This window comes from Veillonella sp. 6_1_27, from assembly GCF_000163735.1.
Taxonomy (GTDB): domain Bacteria; phylum Bacillota; class Negativicutes; order Veillonellales; family Veillonellaceae; genus Veillonella; species Veillonella parvula_A.
Map to the genome: position 1 here is coordinate 791,806 of NZ_GG770215.1, position 19,954 is coordinate 811,759.

Here is a 19,954-nt window from a genome sequence, read left to right on the forward strand (position 1 = left end):
GTTTACAGACTGAGCATTAGAACCTATAGGTCCCTTGAATTCGTGTATAATCGCCTAACTTAAAGCTTTCACTACCATATAAAGTATCTCGTTTATTAGTGCCCTTCGCATCAAATGTATAGAATGCTTCAAGAAGCAAGTCCTTGCGCGGTACATAGCCGGCACCAAATGTAAAGCTGCGAACACCATCTAAGTAACGATCAGGTACTGCACCCGTTCCATTGCCACCGAAGAAGGAGCCATGTTCAAAGTATTTGTAGTCGATGAACGCATTCCAAGATTTCGGAATATCTAAATCAGCACGCCCAATATCTAGACGAGCCATCCAGAAATGTGGTGTGCCGCCCATTTGGTGCCCTTTTAGAGTAAAGTCTGCTGTGCCACGTTCATGTTGATATACGGTATTACCATTGAGGTAACGTCCTAAGTTAGAACGATTTTGACCGTAATCAACCGTAACAGCTGCATTAGCACCAAGTTGATACTTAGCACCGATACCAAATACATGAGCTACATTGGAGAAGCTGTATTCATCATTACTGTTTCCATTAGCATTTAAATATGTATGTGTTTTACCGCCAAAGGAACGTAAGTACCAAGCTTGTAAACCAAGACGAGCACCAATTTGTTTCTTGTATTGAATAAATGCGGCCTTATCGATGGCTGGCACAGTATCTTTTTCAAGAACTACACCTTCTGTTCTGATCAAGTTGCCAATGACCTTACCGATTGCTTCGCGTGGTAATTTATTTTCAGACTCTGCATCATGTACAACATTTTCAAGATTATACATATAGTTATACATAGCATTTGGCATGCCCCAACCATAATAAGAACCACCTTCACCATAATCGTTATAGGACATTGTAAAGTTCTTCTTATATAAGGCCTCTTTAGCATCATAATCGCTAAATACGTATTTACCAGTATCATATTTATAAGTCTTAGCCCCTAAGAAACCAGTAAATTCGTAATCACTAGATGGTTGACCATAGTAATCATAAGATCTCTTAAATGTACCATCAGCTTGTTTTACCCAAACCTCATCAAGTGAACCATTATTATAATTCTTCCAATTATCTGTGGCATTATATTTAGCAATTTCTGAAATGGATTGATTAATCTCATTACCATGTTTATCAACATAACCCTTAGGGTTTACCAAAGCTTCTTTATTATCAGTAGGTACGATAAGTCCTTTAGCCTTATCTTTTAGATATTCAGGGTATAACGGAGAGTTCACATTATACATAAGATCACCAGTCTTATAGAGTTTTTCCCCTGTTTTCTTATTAGTAATTTCGTACATTGTATATCCACCAGATGGAATATCGAGGGAGAATTTTTTCTCAGCCATCTCTTTAGGATATGCTTTTGTAAGAATATCTTGTAAACGACTCATAACTTGAGCTTGTTTTTGTTGTGTTTCTACTAACTTAGCATTAGCCTTTTCAATTTCTTGATCGCGGTTTGGATTACTCCAATTTAGATTTAATGTAGCCTTATAAGCTTCATATTCATCTTGCAAATCTTTAAGCTGTTGATAGAAATAAAGGCTATTAGTCTTGCCTTTATAAGTCGAATCATAAATGCCATTAGGACTATCTGGTGCTGCCGGAGCATCAGAATCTTTTCTTTCACCATCTGAACCAGATTTTGTAGCACTGTTGATATCATATGGATAATCATCACGATTGATACCAATCAATTCAGCTGCTGTTGGTGGTCTAAAGATAACTTTATGGACTGCATGTGTATATGCAGAATCATTGATACCTGTACTATGTTTGAAAGTACCAACACCAATACGAACTTGAGAATCATGGCCATTCCAAACAGCACGAACGCCATCATAAGATTGACCAAACCAGTAGCCACTAACGCCCATAGGCTCAGTTAAACGCCCTACGGATACGTCCCATTTCTTAACGCGTCTTGTAAGATCAACTGTATCGAGTCGTTGATGGTTGAGACCTTTGGAATCAGATTTTGTCCAGCTTGTATCTACTCCACTCATGCCACTCATGCTACCGATAACTTTGAGGTTAGTGAACTCATTGAGTCGAGCATCAAATCCAAGACGTAAGCGTTGTTCAAAGCTATGACGATTAGCATCGTACATATTGGCTTTTGCAGAACCGATGGCAGAGTTTGCTCTAAATGGAGATTGCGGTCTATTAGAACCATCATGTGCCATCCAACGCGCTCTATAGTCGCCAACCATTGTAATACCACGTTCTTTAGTAGTATCAAAATCAGAACGAATAAAATCAGTTAAACGAATTACATCAGATACATTTTGTACACCAGATTCTGCATTTACTGCTTCACCATTAGCTACATTAGCACCTGTAGCATTAACATTCGTACCATCCTTAGTTTTGCCGATGGCTGTAGTTTTACTACTATCGCCACCACCAAATTTAAGGTTAACACCCATACGGTAGACGCGTTCTTGTGTAGCACGGTCATCATCGCGATGATTAAAGATATTGTTGATGCCAAAATACATCATGGCATTTTTATTGAAACGTTTTTGAACCATTATGTTCCAAATGCCAAATGTTTTCTTTTCATATGTTTGCTTCTTGTAAACGCCTGCATCACCAGACAAGATATCTGGCCAGTAGTTACCACCGTTATTGAGAGTATTACTATCAAGCATGTTGATATAGTAATCACCCCAGATGGAACCATTCCAACCAGATTTAGGGTTGTCATAGGTAATACCGATGTCAACTTTGTGCATTGGTTTATCCAGCAATTGACGAGGCATTGTTGGATCGCTCTTGTTGATAGCGTGTAAGTATGTATAACCTAACTTACCAGACCAATATTTACCGAATTTTTGTTGTACTTCTGCTTGAAGACCAGTAATTTCAGCTTTACCAATATTTTTAAAGCTATAAATCATATCTGGAGCACGTTGGTATTTCGCATCACCTTTGAGATATGGTGCGAAGTCCATGAAATCACCAGTGAAGTATACGGACATATAGTTCTTAATTCGGTTGTGGAATACACCTACACGAGCATATGTATTTTTATTTTCACCTTCCAAGCTCATGTCGAAATTGAGTGATTTTTCAGGTTTCAAATTAGGATTGCCAGCCCAATACCAACCGAGTTTTGCTACCCCAATCCCTACAGGGTTAGAAGCGTACATTTCCCAGTTATACCACAATTCGCCCATACCAGGCTCTGTATAACCAGTACCTACATTGGCTTTAAATCTGCGATGTGTATTACCTTTAACGTTATATGTCATGCCCAAAGATGCAGATAGGTTAGAACCAAACAAGCTACTATTGTCGAAGCGCACAATTGGAGACAATGTTAAATTCTTATTAACTTGCCATGTATCAGAAATGTAAGCGTTTATTTTACGAATCGTACCACTACCAGTAGTCAAGCGTTGATCGCGATTACGGTACTCTTCTAAGAAAGCCTTACCATTTAGCTTAGGTGCTTTCTTACGCAGTTCTGGATCGTTAGACTCACCATATTTAAAATAGTCACCTACGATGTTTGCACGATGTGCCGCCATTTCAGGATTTTCCGATTTCAACCGATTTTCCAAAGCATAATATCGCTTCTTAAATTCATCTGTTACAGGCTGATTATTCGGCGATGTGCTTGACCATTCACTGAGTCTGCTTTCCGATAAACCATAATTCACATAATCATCATACGTAATCCCCGGTTTTTGCGCATCATTCGCTGCACCATAATATTCATAATCCATATCCCATTGCGGCATGCCGCCACCGGAATTAATAAATTTATAATCATGGATGTGAGAGTAAACTTTAACACTATTATCGCCTTTACGTCGCACGAGACGATCAAGGCGGTCTACTAACAAGCTTTTATCATAATCCCATGGATCGATGTACATCGTACTTGTATTAGGAGAACTCTTTAAGCGACTACCAGAGCCTTCTTCACGAGCATAGCTAACACCATAGCTTAGCAAATGATTTTTATTAACTTGCGTATTTGCATTTACGCGAATATCTAATTGACGATGATCGATGTTATCGATATAACGCAACTCATTAGAGCCTTCATAAGCAGAACGACCTGTATAGTTAATGAGCGCTACGTCATTTTCTTTAATGCGAGAATAGTTTGTTTCAACAGTCCAGTCACTCTTACCGGCTCTAGAGGACCATTGTAAGTTTGCTGTATTACGATCTGCCGTACGTTTAAAGTGTTGTTGTGGCTCTAAATCGGAGTCGGAGTGCTTAACATCTCGTACAAGGTCTTCTGTATAGCGGTTGAGGCGCATTTCAATTTTATTTTTATCATTAGCCTCATAGGTCGCTACTAAACCAATATCTGCCGCGTCACCATAGTAACGAAGTACATTTGGCTTAAAGTTATGTTTTGCATAGTCAAAGGCCATGCCAGAAGCACGACGTTTAACAGATGCAAGAACTGGCATAAGATCTCGTTTACTACCTGACAAACCGACCTTCAATTTCCCCATTTGACCTGAATCAGCACGAATAAAGAAATTTTGGAATGGGAAAACATCGCCATCACTCTTCCGACGCATGCCTTCTGCATTAAATTGTACAGATGGTTTCTTTTGTGCTTTTTTAGTTATGATATTAACTACACCACCTACTGCATCGGATCCGTATTTAGCACTAGCCGCACCTTGAATAACTTCAATTCTCTCTACATTCTCTGTGCCCAAACGTTGTACTTCATCTGCCGCACCAGAGTATTTATCAAAATCACCTAGCACTGGTTGACCATCTACGAGGATGAGAGTGTGACGCGCTTCTGCACCGCGAATGGACACGCCAACACGTCCCATAGCATCAACTGTTCTAGATACACCTGTTTGTGTAAAAATAATATCTTCGACGGACTTCGCCTGTTTCTTTTCAATCTCTTTCTTGGTAATGATTTGCACTTGCTGTGAGTTCAATTTTGCTTCTTCTTCTGCCCATGTGCCTTTCACATGAACAACATCTGTAGTGACAGTCGCATTATCTGCCCAAACCACTAGAGGCGCGCTAAGCCACAAGGCAACTGCACTAGACAGGATTATGGTACGCTTTGTATGTCCCCACCGGTTCATTGTGCCCTCCTAAACTTATAACTAAACATATATCTTGTATCTTACACACAAACTAAAAAAGATACACTTCACTAACATATAATGACATTGAATATCATTCACATTTTAATGTTAGCAAAGTGTATCTTGCATATCTACTCCGAATAGACCAAAAATATACGTTTCGGACAAATCGGACATAATTTTTAGAATTTATACGTCATTTGGAAACGAGTATAATTCCCAAGTTTGAAGTTTTCAGATCCATATAAGGTATCTCGTTTATTAATCCCTTTAGCATCAAATGTATAGAATGCTTGTAAAAGAAGATCTTTAGTTGGCACATAGCCACCACCAAAGGTAAAGCTCTTAATACCATCCAAGTAACGGTCAGGTACAGCCTCTGTGCCATTGCCGCCGAAGAAGGAGCCATGAGCAAAGTATTTATAGTCCACATAGGCATTCCAAGAGCCAGGTTTATTCATATCGGCACGACCAACATCAAAGCGCAATGCCCAGAAATGAGGTACACCACCTATATCACGACCCTTGATATCGAATTGAGCAGATCCAGCCTTATGTTCATAATGAGTATTGCCATTCATGAAGCGACCAAAGTCACTACGGTTTTGTCCATAGTCGAAGGAAATACTTACATTATGATTTAATTGATACTTAGCTCCAACACCGAAAATATTAGCCATATTGTTGAATTCATGCGCTTCTGTAACATTACCATTCGCCGTATAGAAGCGATAGTCACTACCGCCAAAGGAGCGCAAGTACCATGCAGCTAAGCCAAGTCGAGGTGTTACCATATGTTTAACTTGAACATAGGCAGCCTTTTCAATTGGTGGAATTGTATCCCGCTCCAATACGACACCTATTGAAGGAATAACAGCACCTGTATATTTTCCTAACGCCTCTCTCGGCAAACGACTGTTGCCGTCCGCTTTTTCAAGCATTCGAGCCAAGCTATTAAAGTACGAAGCTATCATAGAAGGATAATAGGCACTTCCTTTTACGTTAATAAGACCGGACGTGCCGGAGTCGTTAATATCAACGACATTTGCCTTATAAATAGACTCGTCCAGCCCGTCAAAGGCATTATCTTCAAATTTCATCGTATATGGATTATTACCGAAACTATAGGTTGCTATATCTTTCGCCTTGGCACGATACGCCTCTAGGATAGCCGCCTTATTCTGATTGTACCAATTTGAAATAAACGGTTTTCCGCCATTAGCAAGAACAGAGGTATCACTCAACTTCATTTCAAACAATGGGTTTTTCTTATCAAGCCCAATAGTTCCCGGTGCGATTTTCTGAGTGAAAGTACGTTCATCTTCATACCATTGTTCATCATCTTCATCATAGTATCGTGATTTATAAGAATACGTTACCGACACATCCGGCATCTTAATCGATACAGTCTGTTTAGCCGCATCTGCACCATAAGCTTTCACCGCGATTTCCTGCATCCGGCGCAACACATCAAACTGCGCAGCTCGCAACGGTTCCCGTTCTTTCGCCACACGAGCTTCCACATCCGGCAATGATGCTTCCAACTTTGCCAGCTCCGCTTTTAATGGAGCCAGTTGATCCGCAGACATGCCGTCAATAAATTCTTTAGACCAGATATCGGAAGTCATATCATCGATTTTCTTCTTTAATGTACCTACCTCCGCATCTAAAGCGCCTTCCTTATCGCGCAAGGCTTTTAATTGCTGGTAGAAATTAATAGTATTCCCTGCATTTGGTACGATGAGTTCCTTATTAGCACCGTCCGAATCCATAGTAACACCTAAGAATTCCTCTACCGTTGGAACCCGTTTAAAATGCGTATAAATAGCATGAGTATAAGCACTGTCGCTAATTCCCGTACTATGTTTAAAGGTCCCCACACCGATACGGACTTGAGTATTCTTATTCGTCCAAACACTACGAAGACCGTCATATTCCTTATTAAACCAGTACCCAGTAATCCCCATGGATTCCGTGATACGTCCAATACTATAATCCCACTTAGATTCATGATGAGTTACATCCAATTCATCGAGTCTCTGATGATTAAACCCTTTAGCCCCCTCTGTTTCATGACTGCTATCTACACCAGCTTGGCCAGAAGCACTGCCTACAACACGTATATTCGTATTATCGTTAATGCGAGCATCGACACCGACACGTATACGTTGATTCAAGCCGTGTTCCTTCCGATCCGCCAGATTCTTTGCCGCCTTGTCGGATACGTAACTAGTAGTCGTCACCCGCGTAGCAGGACGATCGGATCCAAGATGACTGTCATTACGTACACGATAGTCACCTACCAGTTCCGTACCTCGTTTTCTGTCTGTATCGAAAGGACGCGTAATAAAATCTTGCAGCATAACCGGAGGTAACGATTCAAACTGCTCCTTCGTAAGTTTCGTTTTACTTTCACCTGAACCGAAACCGAATTTCATATTTAATCCAATACGATATACTCGAGCCGATAGAGCCCGATCATCATCACGATGGTTAAAGAGATTATCAATACCGAAATAGATTCGTGAATCCTTATCAATCTTCTTTTGAATCATCAAATTCCATATGCCGTAAGTTTTATGTTCATACATATCGGCGGTTCTTCTATTATTCAAATTATATCTGATAACGGAACGATCGGAATTATTAGGATCAATATAAGATACCATATAATTACCGCCACCAGACAAGGAGTTACTATCCAGCATATGAATATAATAATCGCCCCACAGGCTACCGCTCCATCCGCTAGCCTTATCCTCAAAATCTACACCGATATCCACTTTATGACGAGGTTTATCCAGTAATTCACGAGGCATATCTTTATCGCTCTTATTAAGCGCTCGTAAATACGTATATCCCAAACGGGCTTTCCAGTGCTTATTCAAAGTCTGTTTCACTTCAAATTGAAGACCTGTGATTTGGGCCTTGCCGATATTACGGAAACTGTAAATCATATCCGGCGCATGCGCAAATTTCGCCGCTCCATATGTGGTAGATTCATCATATTGAGGATAAAAATCCATCAAATATCCCGTATTGTAAATCGACATATAATTCCGAATATTATTGTGGAATACGGTTACTTTACCATAGGTATTTTTATTTTCCCCTTCCAAAGAAAGATCGAAATTCATGGATTTCTCTGGTTTAAGGTTCGGATTTCCAACCCAATACCAACCTAATCGGGCTTCACCGCCACCGATTGTGGCATTTGTAATATTCGGGCCATACATTTCCCAGTTATAATACAGCTCGCCCATACCGGGTTCCGTATAGCTGGTACCCACATTAGCCTTTAATCTGCGGTGTACATTTCCATGTACATTGTGAGTCATGCCGAAATTAAAAGACCAGTTAGATCCGAATAAATCACTATGATCCAGTCTTATAATTGGTGATAAAGTAGTATTTTTATTAACCTGCCACGTATCCTGAATAAAGAAATTCTGTTTCTTGATCTCCGCACGTCCTGCGGTCTGTTGATTAACGCGTTTTAAATATTCTTCTTTAAAATAAGCTCCGTTTAATTTCAACTTCGTAGAATCAAAATCCGGTACGGCGCCATAGTAAAAGCTCGGTAAATAGGCATCATAAAGTGCTGGATAATACTTACCATTTTCATCTTTTCGGCCCTCCTTATTAAAATGATAGTCTTCAATAAATTCTTTATTCTCCGCTAATAAACGTTTAGCAAACTGCTGATATCGCGCATAAGCTTCAGGATTCCGTTTTTTCAGCGTACTCTCCGTCACGGGGCCATCCACAAGCCCCATTACAGCCGCCGAATCAATTCCCGCCTGAGGATCCAAATATTGAAGATATTCTTCGTAAGTAAATTCCGGCAATGTATTTGGCTTACTTTTATCCCCGTTATACCATTCTTTCTCCTTATTCCACTGCTCTACACCAGCGTCGTTTTTTCTGAAAGAATGGTCATAAATTGTGGATGAAGGAACACCGTTTTTTACAGCTAGACTTTTATCGTAATCCCAGGGATCAATATGCCGTTTATAGGTATGAGGCGCATTTTTAAGTCTGCTACCTTCGCCTGTCTCCCGTATAAACCCAATACCATAAGACAAGAGATGTTTCTTATTGACTTGCGTGTCTGCCCCGAGTGTTACGCTCCATTGACGATGATCTACATTATCCACATAGTTTAATGTATTTTTCCCTTCATAGGTACTGTTCCCATAGTCACTGGTTAATGTTACATCATCTTCTTTGGTCCGCGTATAATTCAGTTCCGCTTTCCAAGAACTCTTATTGTCCTGACCAGTATACGTCAAATTAAGATTATTCCTATCTAAATCCCGTTTGTAATGAACCTGAGGTTCCAAATAAGAAGTACTGCGCTTTACATACCGTTCCAAGTCTTCATTATACCGATCGATACGGATTCCCAAAGACTGTTTATCATTAATATCATATGTAGCGGCCAAACCTATATTGGAATTTGTACCGTAATACCGTAGGGAATTCTTTAAAAAACCGTGGTCTTCATCATTGGTCATAGCGCTGATACGACGCTGCTCGCTGGCATAAATAGGCATAATGTCACGTTTACTACCGTGAATATTAACTTTTAACTTACCTAATGAGCCAGAATCAGCGTGCATAAAGAAATTGGAAAACGGTACGATATCACCGTCGCCTTTAGTTCTACGACCTTCCGCATTAAACTGAAGGCCAGCGGTTTTACGCGGTTTATTGGTAATAACATTGATAACACCACCGATGGCATCGGATCCGTATTTAGCACTAGCTGCACCTTGGATAATTTCTATACGTTCCACATTTTCTGTACCGAGACGTTGTAATTCATCACCAGCACCTTGATATTTGGCAAGGTCGCCCATCACAGGCTGTCCATCCACAAGAATCAAGGTATGACGAGGATCCGCTCCACGGATAGATACGCCGACGCGCCCCATCGAATCGACGGTTCTAGATACGCCAGTTTCGGAAAATACAATATCTTCTACGGATTTTGCCTGCTTTTTGACAATATCCTTCTTCGTGATAATCGTCGTCTGTTGAGACTCTTGTTTTGCCTGCTCTTCAGCCCATGTACCGCGAACATGGACCACATCGGTTGTTACAGTCGCATTGTCCGCCATAACCACCGGCATTTGCAACCAGCACGCTACTGCGCAGGATAGTATGACATATCTCCTTGCCCGCACCCAACTCCTATTCATTAAATTTCCTCCACACATATATTTAACCATGCATATAAAAATACACTTTACCACTACAACCAAATGACATTGAAAATCATTTACAGGTTTAATAGTAGCAAAGTGTATTATACATATCTACTCCGAATAGACCAAAAGTATACGTTTAGGACAATATTTAATTTTCATAGGCTATCAAACCTAGCATAAAGTACAAAAATTTTTAGCTAGGATAATATAAGGACCAAATTATTTAGACCTTACGATAAGCACTTGGCGTTACACCAGTAGCCTCTTTGAATGCACTAGTAAACTTACTACCATTCTCATACCCTACCGCATTAGCGATTTCTAAAATAGACTGATCTGAGTCTTGAAGCAATCGCTTTGCCGCATTAATACGACATTCTTTTAGATACTGATGTATAGTTGTACCAAATACACCTTTAAAGCAACGTTTCAGGGTAGATGTAGGAATATCAAACTGTTCAGACAAGGAGTCAATAGTAATACGCTTCATAAACTGTGTCGATACATATTCACTTACAGCTTTTACAATATCTACCTGTTGCTTTCTATAGGTACTTCTCTTTTCAGGATTGGCTGTAGAGATAACAGATAATAATAAAAAGATTTCAATCACTTTTAATTTAAAATAGTGCTCTTTTATTTGATCTGGCACATTATATAAACTGGAAAAAATGTGACGAACAGTTTCCGTTTCTTCCATCATCATACCAAAATCAGAATGCTCACAAAACCGATTGGCCAACTCAGTCAAATCAATTCGAGAATCACTAACAAGTGCATCTAATACAGGTTGAGCTTTTTCAACATCTACTAATAATACAATTCCTTTAAATAATTTTGTAGGAAAGTAATTTTCATGTTGATAATCAGAGCGTATATGCCATCCTAAGGACATATCCCCTGGCCCCATATATAAATACTCACCAGATGAAAACTTGCACTCAATGCGCCCCTCTTCACAGTGATTTATGGCAAACGTCTTGGTATGTGATTTAGCATAAAATTGAATCGTCTCTTGCTTCACATCAAGGAACATCAAATCGATACCGTCAAATATCATATGTCTTGACATAGATGTTCCAGCATGTGAAACCGCATGATTATGTGGATTCATACTATCACCATATACACAAATACTATAAACATAAATTAATAATATTATATTATAGTATACTTATTGATAGTCATTGTCAACTTTAAAATAGTAATAATTCATTTTACTTTCAAAAATATGAACTGGCTCATTGTAGTAATATGAAACAATTACAATCATCGCTAGAAGTTGTGCTGGGTACTATAAAATAAGCCTTATGAATTAAACTGTAAGAATTTAATTCATGAGGCTATATTTAAAACTACGGATATAAGTTTCTATTTTTTTGTTTTAATAATAAAAGCTAATGCTATGACATGAGCTACCCATATAATGCCCATAACAATAAGAGCAATAGGCATATCTTGACTAAAATAGGCACCAATTGTCATTATGGCACTAACGGATATGAGAATGGACAACTTTGTCCGCAATGTCAACGCTTTATCGCGTTCATAAGCAGCAACAGTCTTTTGATATAAACTAGACGCCAAAAACATTTTATGGAGTCGTTCAGATCCACGAGCCAAACAAAATAACGTTAGCATATAAAAAGGAACTGTTGGCAATAGTGGTAGTACGATACCTGCTGTACCAAGGGCAAAACTTATGGCCCCAATAGTCAGGAATACATATCGAACAACTACATTACGATGTTGCTCAGTTGTTTTCATTAATCCTCTTCTACATAGTTAATAACTTTACCCTTTGTTTTAATAAAGTTAGGAACAATGAGTACTAAAGCGGCAATAGCTACAATGCCATAGATACCAGCCATACCTACCCATTCATAAGCATTACCTAATACTAGACCCATTACGGCAAAGTCCGCATCACCAAAGGTTGTATTTTGGAAGCCTAATTGACCAAGAACTGGCAACGCCAAAGCTGGCAAGAATGTAATAGCCAAACCATTTAGGAAAGCGCCTACTGCTGCACCACGACGGCCACCAGTAGCATTGCCATAAATACCTGCAGTAGCACCACAGAAGAAGTGTGGCACAAGACCAGGAATGATTAATACGCCACCTACAGCACCAAGTATAAGCATGCCGATGATACCGCCGATGAAGGAACTAAGGAAGCCTAATACTACTGCAGTTGGAGCGTAGGTAAAGAATACGGCACAATCTACAGCTGGAATTGCATTAGGAATGATTTTTGTAGCAATCCCTTGGAATGCTGGAATTAAATCACCTAAAATCATACGTACACCAGAATATACGATTGTTACACCAACAGCAAAATTCATAGCACTCATAACAGCGTATAAATATGGGCTCATATCACCAGATAAAGTAGCTACAAACTCGGAACCTGCCGCAAAGGCTGCAATCAAGTAGAATACAATCATAGTTAATGCGGTAGATAATGTTGAGTCCCGTAAAAAGCCCCATTTTTCTGGTATTTCAATATCTTCTGTACTATCTTCAGCTTTACCAACATATTTGGCAACCCAAGCCGATAAATAGTAGCCTAAACTACCAAAATGACCAATGGCAATTTCATCACCATCTGTCACTTTGGAAGTATAACTTTGACCAATAGCTGGAGAAATGGCAGACCATGCCCCCATTAAGAAACCACCTACAAGTATGAGTTCCATACCAGATAAACCTGCAGTACCAAGTACGGCAGACATAAGGCATGCCATAAATAAGCTGTGATGACCTGTTAAAAATACATATTTAAACTTGGTGAAACGTGCAATACATAAATTCATCAATAAGCCTACAACAAGAATAGACATTGTTTCAACGCCAAGTACCTTTTGTGCAACAGCTACAATAGCTTCATTATTTGGCACTACACCAGTAATATGGAATCCATGTTCAATCATTTTTCCCAATGGGTCAAGATTGCTAACGATAACACCCGCACCTGCAGCTAACATTAAATACCCGAGAATAGGTTTTAATGTGCCCGTCATTATTTTATGAAACGGACGTTTCAAGGCGATCAAGCCTATACATGACATAATACCAATCAAAAGTGCCGGTTGAGACAGCACATCACGCAAGAACTCTAATACCATTTCCATGGCACTACCTCCTATATAATTGTTACATATTATTGAGCAGCTTGTTTTAATGCTTCAAGAACATCTTCTGTAATCTTCTTTTTATTAATATAGCTACGAACAATAGCAACATTTTTATCGTCAAATTGTTCAGCCAACTCTTTTACAGTTACGATGAGATCTGCCTTACGACCTTGAGCCGCGTTAAAATCGATAGATTCAACTTGTGCATCGATACCATTTTCAGCACAAATTTCTTCAATTTTCATTTTTAACATCAAGCTAGAACCAATACCATTACCACATACAGTTAATACAGAAATCATACTTGCCTCCTTCTAAATGTTTATTGCTCGTCTAAATGCTCTGCCAAGAATGCTTGTACGTCGTCAATACTTTCAAAGTCAACGGCCGCATCTAAGAATTCTTCATCCTCAAATAAAGTAGCAATATCTGTTAACAATTGAATATGCTCATCTTTATTAGGAGCACATAAAAATAATGCTACAGATACAGGGTCATTATCAGGACTGCCAAAATTCAATGGTTTTTCCAATGTCACCAAAGCCGTTCCTACACGCTTTGCACCATGTTCTGGGCGAGCATGTGGCATAGCAAGACCTGGAGCCAATACGATATATGGGCCCATTTCGCGAACTACTTCAACCATAGCCTCTGTATAAGATGGATCCGTAAAACCCGCATCAACCATCAGTTGACCACCATGACGAATAACATCCTCCCACGTCTCAGCGGGATAATGAAAGGATACATTATCCTCAGATAATAAATCTTGTATCAAACTAACACCTCCTAAACGTACTTCTGTACATATAGTTCTATTATAGCTATTATAATAAATTTTTCATATATCAAAATAACAATGAACTTATAAAAATGAATAAAGCTAACATAAGATTTTGCTATTTATAATTTAATAAACCCTTATACGTATAATACCTATACAGGTATTAATATTGTATATATATTGAAAATTCTCTATACTTAGATAAGACTTAGACTACCTAAATAAAAAATAGAATAAGGAGATTTTATGCAGACTTCGGTAAAAGTATTTGTACTCTGTCTAATCCTCTGTATTTCATTAGTAACAGCTTTACAGTTTGGCGCTAAATTCATTTCTCTAGACCAAATTATTTCAGCTCTTCTATCTATGATTGATGTAAATGCTACAGCATCTATGACTAATACGATTATTACAGATATCCGCTTACCACGACTTATTTACTCTGTTCTAACAGGTATAGGTCTATCACTTGTGGGTCTATTAATGCAAACGGTCACGCGCAATGCCCTCGCAGATCCCTATGTATTAGGTGTTTCTTCTGGCGCAAGCACAGGTGCCGTTTTCGCTATTATCATGGGTGGGCTACCATTCTTAGGCCAGTACAATACGCCTATTTTTGCGGCCCTAGGCGCAGCACTTTCAATTATATTAGTCCTCTTATGTGTTGGTAAAAGCAACAGCCCCGTAAAACTTATCCTCATAGGTATGGGTATGACTGGTGTATTCTCAGCCTTAACGATGATGATTATTTACGGAGCCAAACACGAAGCTCAAGTGCGAAGTGCTATGTTCTGGCTACTTGGCAGCTTTGCAGGCATACAATGGAGTGATTTACCATTAACAGCAATCATCATAACCTTATTTATGCTATATATCTATACGTTCAATCAAGACCTTGATGTGTTGCTACTCGGTAATCATGAAGCAGCACAAATGGGCCTTTCCGTTAAGCAGTTACAATTAAGTATTGTTGTCATATCCTCTATTGTGATCGCCACACTAGTATCAAAGGTTGGTGTAGTTGGCTTTATCGGCCTTATCATCCCTCACCTTGCTCGGATTATAGGCGGACCTAAACATAAACATACATTACTATTTAGTGCACTCATAGGTAGCATCGTTATGATCTGGTCAGACGTATTATCGAGAGCACTCTACAGTCCAGAAGAAATCCCTATTGGTGTGCTTACATCTTTATTGGGGGCTCCACTCTTCATTTGGATTATCATGAGTCGTTATAAACACAATGGTTAGTGTATATCATATCTATAGGAGATACTATGTATCAAATTAATCAGCTGTCTTTTTCTTATGAAACCAAAGAAGTGTTAAAGAATATTTCTGTAACATTTCCTACCAATAAAATAACAGCCATAATTGGACCAAATGGATGTGGTAAGTCTACGCTACTTAGCCATCTATATCGACTTCATCCATCAAAAAACAAAATCACATTAAACGAAAAACCTTTAGAGTCTTATAAAGGTCGCGAATTTGCTCAATTGGTAGCAGTCTTAACACAATCTAGAGACGCTATGATCGATGATTTTCTCGTAAAAGATATCGTTCTCATGGGACGGTATCCGTACAAACAACACTTTGGCACCTATAGTTTTGAGGATGTTAAAATTGCAGAGCATTATATGAATGAAGTAGGCATCACCCATTTATCAAATGAAGAAATTCATCATTTATCAGGTGGTGAGAAGCAACGCGTATTCATTGCTAAAGCCTTAACCCAGAAACCTCAAATACTTCTTTTAGATGAACCTACTAATCATTTAGATATGAAGTACAAAGTGGCACTAATGAAACAATTGCGTGATTTTAAAGGCACTACGATTGTAGTTCTTCACGACTTAAATCTAGCGGCTCAATATTGCGATCATATAGTCATCATGAACAACGGAACTATCCTAAAAGAAGGTTCCCCTACCGAGGTGCTCACACCTGAAATTCTTGAACCAATTTTTGAAGTTCCTTTCAAAACCTCTTGGGATGAAGGGCGCTATCATTTATATTATTAATTAGTAAAGAAAGGACTTACTATGTTTCAGAATTTAAGAAAGTCAAAAAAATTATTATTAATCGCAATGACATGTGCTACATTCGCTATTGCTGGTTGTGGTTCTGATACTACAAAAACTACAGGTGATAACGGGACCTCTGTAACATGGAGTGAAACATTTGACGGTACAAAAACAGACTTTGCCGTAAAATCCGCCCCAACTCATGCAGTGTCCATGTCCCAAGCAACAACGGAAATGATGTTACAATTAGGCCTTGAAGACAAAATGGCTGGGACCGCTTTCAAAGAAGAAGAAATCTACCCACCTTTACAAGCGGCTTACGACAAAGTAAAAGTATTATCTGATAAATGGCCTTCCTATGAAGTATTCATGTCCGTAAAGCCTGACTTCGCTACGGGATGGCCTGATTCTTTCAGCAAACGAGCTATACCTGCAGATAAAATGATTTCCCAAAAGGTTAATATTTGGATTCCTGAATCCATGTTATCTACTAAAGCTGACCTAGAAACCAACTTCAGCGACATGATTAAATTGGGTGAGATTTTCGGCGTAAAACCTAAAGCTGAAGAATGGGTTGCAGGTCAACGTAAAACATTGGCAGCTATCCAGGATAAACTAAAAGACTTACCTCGTAAACGCGTTTTCATTTATGACTCTGAAGACGGTCAACCATTCACAGCATTCGAGGGTTATACTACTAACATCTTAAAACTTATCGGTGCTGATAATGTAATGAGCGGCTTAGGCGTTGATAAAACATGGGCTAAAGGTTCTTGGGAAACAGTAATTGCACAAAACCCTGATTATATTATTATCGCCGACTATGGTAATTCTATTCGCAACGATGATGATTTTCAACAAAAAATTGAAAAGATCAAGGCTAATCCTCAACTTCAAGACATCACAGCCGTAAAAGAAGGTCACTTCATTCGTGTAAAACTTTCCGAAATCACACCTGGGGTACGTACAGTTGATGCTTTAAAACGTTTAGCTGAAGAAATTCACGGCATCAAAGTAGACTAATTTAATATAACAAGATATAGAGTAATATATGTAATATGTTTTGTATATTATATATAACGAAGAAGGTCCCAATTCAAATGAATTGGGACCTTTTCGTACTACTTGTATTGCACACAGCATATTGTTTAGAGAGTAAAGATGTGTTGTAGTTGAAAGATTTAGAAATAATGAATTATTGTAAAATAGATTTAAAATGTATTAAATTGTATATGCTGTGACAATGCCTGATTATTTATACTTCTCGACTATATTGTTGCCTATATCGTTTATCATTATTTGCCTTAATAGCCATGATCAATGGCTTTAGCGAAAGAAACTCTTCATCACTGAGTCGAAAGGTTCTACCAATACGTTTAATAGGATTACGTGGGCGCCCGGCACCGCGTCTAGATCCACCCCATGCCATATACATACCTCACTTTTCACTTGAAAAACTCCTTCTACCGATAGTATAACCTCGTATACATAAGTATGCAATAGCCATTCACTTTAAACAACCTCTTAACAGCCTATAAATTAGTAATAAACTTCATTTATTAGTAAAATGCATAATCAACAAAACACATATTTATAAGTATTTTCCCCTATTCAACTTGAATTGTAACATTAATGTTGCCAAATATAGATAAATCTCTTTTATAGAATATAGTATTTACAAATCAGTTTATTTCTATATTTTTAGACTATTTAGATACTATCACGTACACATATAGTAAATAGAATTTTAAAATAGAAAAGCAAATTATCTATAAATATGACAATATAGCAAGAATATTTTGATAAACAAAAAAGACTGCGTTTGCAGTCTTTTTTACTATAATAAAAAGTATATGAATTAGCCAAATAGTAAGTGACCTACTTCATAAGCAATAGCAGCAACGATGCCAGATAATGGAATCGTTACAAACCAAGCCATAACCATAGATCTTGCTACGCCCCAGTTAACGGCTTTAATACGTTTAGAAGAGCCCACACCTAGTAAAGAACCACTTACTACGTGTGTAGTACTTACAGGCAAATGTAAGAATGTAGCTGTAAAAATAGTAATCGCCGAGTTTAAATCAGCAGCGAACCCATTAATAGTTTCTAGTTTGAAAATCTTGGTACCCATTGTAGAGATAATTTTCCAACCGCCTACAGCAGTACCCATAGCCATTGCAGTAGCACAACAAAGTTTTACCCAAATCGGTACATCTAATGTATCGATGAAACCACCGCTAAGTAAGGTTAATGTGATTATCCCCATCGCTTTTTGTGCATCATTAGAGCCATGAGAAAATGCCATCATAATTGCTGATACAATTTGCATGGATCTAAATCGATCATTTAAAGCAATTGGAGAAAATCTACCGAAAATAAGCAACAATACTTTCATCACAATATAGCCACCAATCATGGCTACAATCGGAGATAAAATAAGAGACAAAAAGATTTTTAAAATCCCCGCCTCATTCAATGCGTCAAATCCTACAGACCAACCCACAGCACCGATGATACCACCAATCAAAGCATGAGATGAGGAACTTGGAATTCCCCAATACCAAGTTAAAAGATTCCATGTAATGGCACCGATAAGGGCTGCAGAAATAATACCACTATCGATAAGAGATGGCGACATTACTATATCACCACCGATAGTCTTTGCAACACCTGTACTAACCATTGCACCCAAAAAATTGAGAGCAGCGGTCATCATAATTGCCTTTTTAGGCTCAATAGCTCGTGTAGAAACGGATGTGGCAATGGCATTCGCCGTATCATGAAAGCCATTGATATAGTCAAAGGCTAATGCTAAAAATACAACTAGCCATACTAAATAATGAGCATCAAGCATACTTCAATACTACCCGGCGGAATGTACCAACCAAATCTTCGCAGCCATCGATTACATCTTCCATAGCGCTAAGGATTTCCTTCCATTTGATAATTTCAATTGGATCTGTACACTCTGTAAAGAGCTTAGCCATTTCTTCATGATAAATATTATCCGCTTCAGACTCAAGTTTCAATACTTGGTGAACACGCCCCTCTACCTTCACATGATCCTTTTTAAGACTCCCCATATAACCAATGGATTTGTTGATATGCTTAACGCATTTAACAACAATTTCACTCATGCGAATAGCACCATCACTTGGTTTGCCAACGTGATACATAACCATTTTATCCATGATTTCTTTGATATTATCCAATGTAGTATCCAGTTGGTCAATCAAAAGCTGAATATCCTCACGATCCATTGGAGTGATAAATGTTTTGCGCAAACGCTCTACAGTTTCATTTACTAATTCATCGGCAGCTTTTTCCTTTGTATCAATTTCAAGAAATGCCTCTTCCTTAGAGATATCCCCCTTAAACACGCGTTCCATCATTTCCGCACTTTCATAAGTTAGTGCAGCATGCTTTTCCAAAATACTGAAAAATTTTTCTTCTTTTCCTTTTAATTTAAAAGCCATGAAGATCCTCCCGAACCAGTATTGATTGCTTCTATAATAACAATTTAATTATAGCATACTACAGGTAATTCCTAAACCAATTTACCAATCTCTATATTTTAACCCCTATGCGTATATGGCATATATAGAATCTACATCTGTGAAAGCTTTTATTGACTATATTTCCACTATATAAAATAGATAAAAAGCAGATAGCTGACTAACATATCAACT

Annotated in this window: 13 protein-coding genes; 3 read left to right on the forward strand and 10 right to left on the reverse strand. The window is 38.4% G+C overall.

Annotation, left to right across the window (positions count from 1 at the left end; all coding sequences use genetic code 11):
* Positions 1-16 precede the first annotated feature (16 nt).
* The 7 genes from HMPREF0874_RS03730 to HMPREF0874_RS03760 all read right to left on the reverse strand — a co-directional run bounded on the left by HMPREF0874_RS03730 (position 17) and on the right by HMPREF0874_RS03760 (position 14,226).
* Positions 17-5,095, reverse strand: coding sequence for a TonB-dependent siderophore receptor (locus HMPREF0874_RS03730; RefSeq protein ID WP_008601579.1), 5,079 nt, complete (start codon positions 5,093-5,095; stop codon positions 17-19).
* A 185-nt stretch (positions 5,096-5,280) separates the two neighbouring features.
* Positions 5,281-10,302, reverse strand: coding sequence for a TonB-dependent siderophore receptor (locus HMPREF0874_RS03735; protein WP_039965076.1), 5,022 nt, complete (start codon positions 10,300-10,302; stop codon positions 5,281-5,283).
* Between the two features lie 232 nt (positions 10,303-10,534).
* The gene (locus HMPREF0874_RS03740) at positions 10,535-11,425 is read right to left on the reverse strand and encodes a helix-turn-helix transcriptional regulator (RefSeq protein ID WP_008601583.1); all 891 of its coding nucleotides are present in this window, start codon (positions 11,423-11,425) and stop codon (positions 10,535-10,537) included.
* Positions 11,426-11,682: 257 nt separating this feature from the next.
* Positions 11,683-12,078, reverse strand: a complete 396-nt coding sequence (locus HMPREF0874_RS03745) for a YbaN family protein (RefSeq protein WP_008601585.1) — start codon at positions 12,076-12,078, stop codon at positions 11,683-11,685.
* Entirely contained in the window at positions 12,078-13,445 is a 1,368-nt protein-coding gene (locus tag HMPREF0874_RS03750; protein ID WP_004696684.1) for a PTS ascorbate transporter subunit IIC, read from the reverse strand. The genes HMPREF0874_RS03745 and HMPREF0874_RS03750 overlap by 1 nt, the downstream gene beginning before the upstream one ends.
* A gap of 29 nt (positions 13,446-13,474) precedes the next feature.
* Positions 13,475-13,750, reverse strand: coding sequence for a PTS sugar transporter subunit IIB (locus HMPREF0874_RS03755; protein ID WP_004696686.1), 276 nt, complete (start codon positions 13,748-13,750; stop codon positions 13,475-13,477).
* A gap of 20 nt (positions 13,751-13,770) precedes the next feature.
* Positions 13,771-14,226: a PTS sugar transporter subunit IIA gene (locus tag HMPREF0874_RS03760; protein ID WP_004696688.1), complete on the reverse strand. Its 456-nt coding sequence runs from the start codon at positions 14,224-14,226 to the stop codon at positions 13,771-13,773.
* A gap of 252 nt (positions 14,227-14,478) precedes the next feature.
* On the opposite strand from HMPREF0874_RS03760, the gene HMPREF0874_RS03765 reads away from it, so the two are divergent.
* The 3 genes from HMPREF0874_RS03765 to HMPREF0874_RS03775 are packed head-to-tail and all read left to right on the forward strand — an operon-like array spanning position 14,479 to position 17,285.
* Positions 14,479-15,486 carry an iron ABC transporter permease gene (locus tag HMPREF0874_RS03765; RefSeq protein WP_008601589.1) on the forward strand — a complete coding sequence of 336 codons (1,008 nt, stop codon included), beginning with the start codon at positions 14,479-14,481 and terminating at the stop codon, positions 15,484-15,486.
* A gap of 26 nt (positions 15,487-15,512) precedes the next feature.
* Entirely contained in the window at positions 15,513-16,259 is a 747-nt protein-coding gene (locus tag HMPREF0874_RS03770; protein ID WP_039965078.1) for an ABC transporter ATP-binding protein, read from the forward strand.
* A 21-nt stretch (positions 16,260-16,280) separates the two neighbouring features.
* Positions 16,281-17,285 (forward strand): ABC transporter substrate-binding protein, encoded by a 1,005-nt coding sequence (locus HMPREF0874_RS03775; protein ID WP_008601594.1) that lies wholly within the window; start codon positions 16,281-16,283, stop codon positions 17,283-17,285.
* A gap of 232 nt (positions 17,286-17,517) precedes the next feature.
* On the opposite strand, the gene HMPREF0874_RS10055 is transcribed toward HMPREF0874_RS03775, so the two are convergent.
* From HMPREF0874_RS10055 to HMPREF0874_RS03785, 3 genes are all read right to left on the reverse strand, one after another.
* Entirely contained in the window at positions 17,518-17,691 is a 174-nt protein-coding gene (locus HMPREF0874_RS10055) for a hypothetical protein (protein WP_004697552.1), read from the reverse strand.
* Positions 17,692-18,120: 429 nt separating this feature from the next.
* Positions 18,121-19,119 carry an inorganic phosphate transporter gene (locus tag HMPREF0874_RS03780; RefSeq protein ID WP_008601598.1) on the reverse strand — a complete coding sequence of 333 codons (999 nt, stop codon included), beginning with the start codon at positions 19,117-19,119 and terminating at the stop codon, positions 18,121-18,123.
* Entirely contained in the window at positions 19,112-19,741 is a 630-nt protein-coding gene (locus tag HMPREF0874_RS03785) for a DUF47 domain-containing protein (RefSeq protein WP_004697557.1), read from the reverse strand. The genes HMPREF0874_RS03780 and HMPREF0874_RS03785 overlap by 8 nt, the downstream gene beginning before the upstream one ends.
* Between the last annotated feature and the right edge of the window lie 213 nt (positions 19,742-19,954).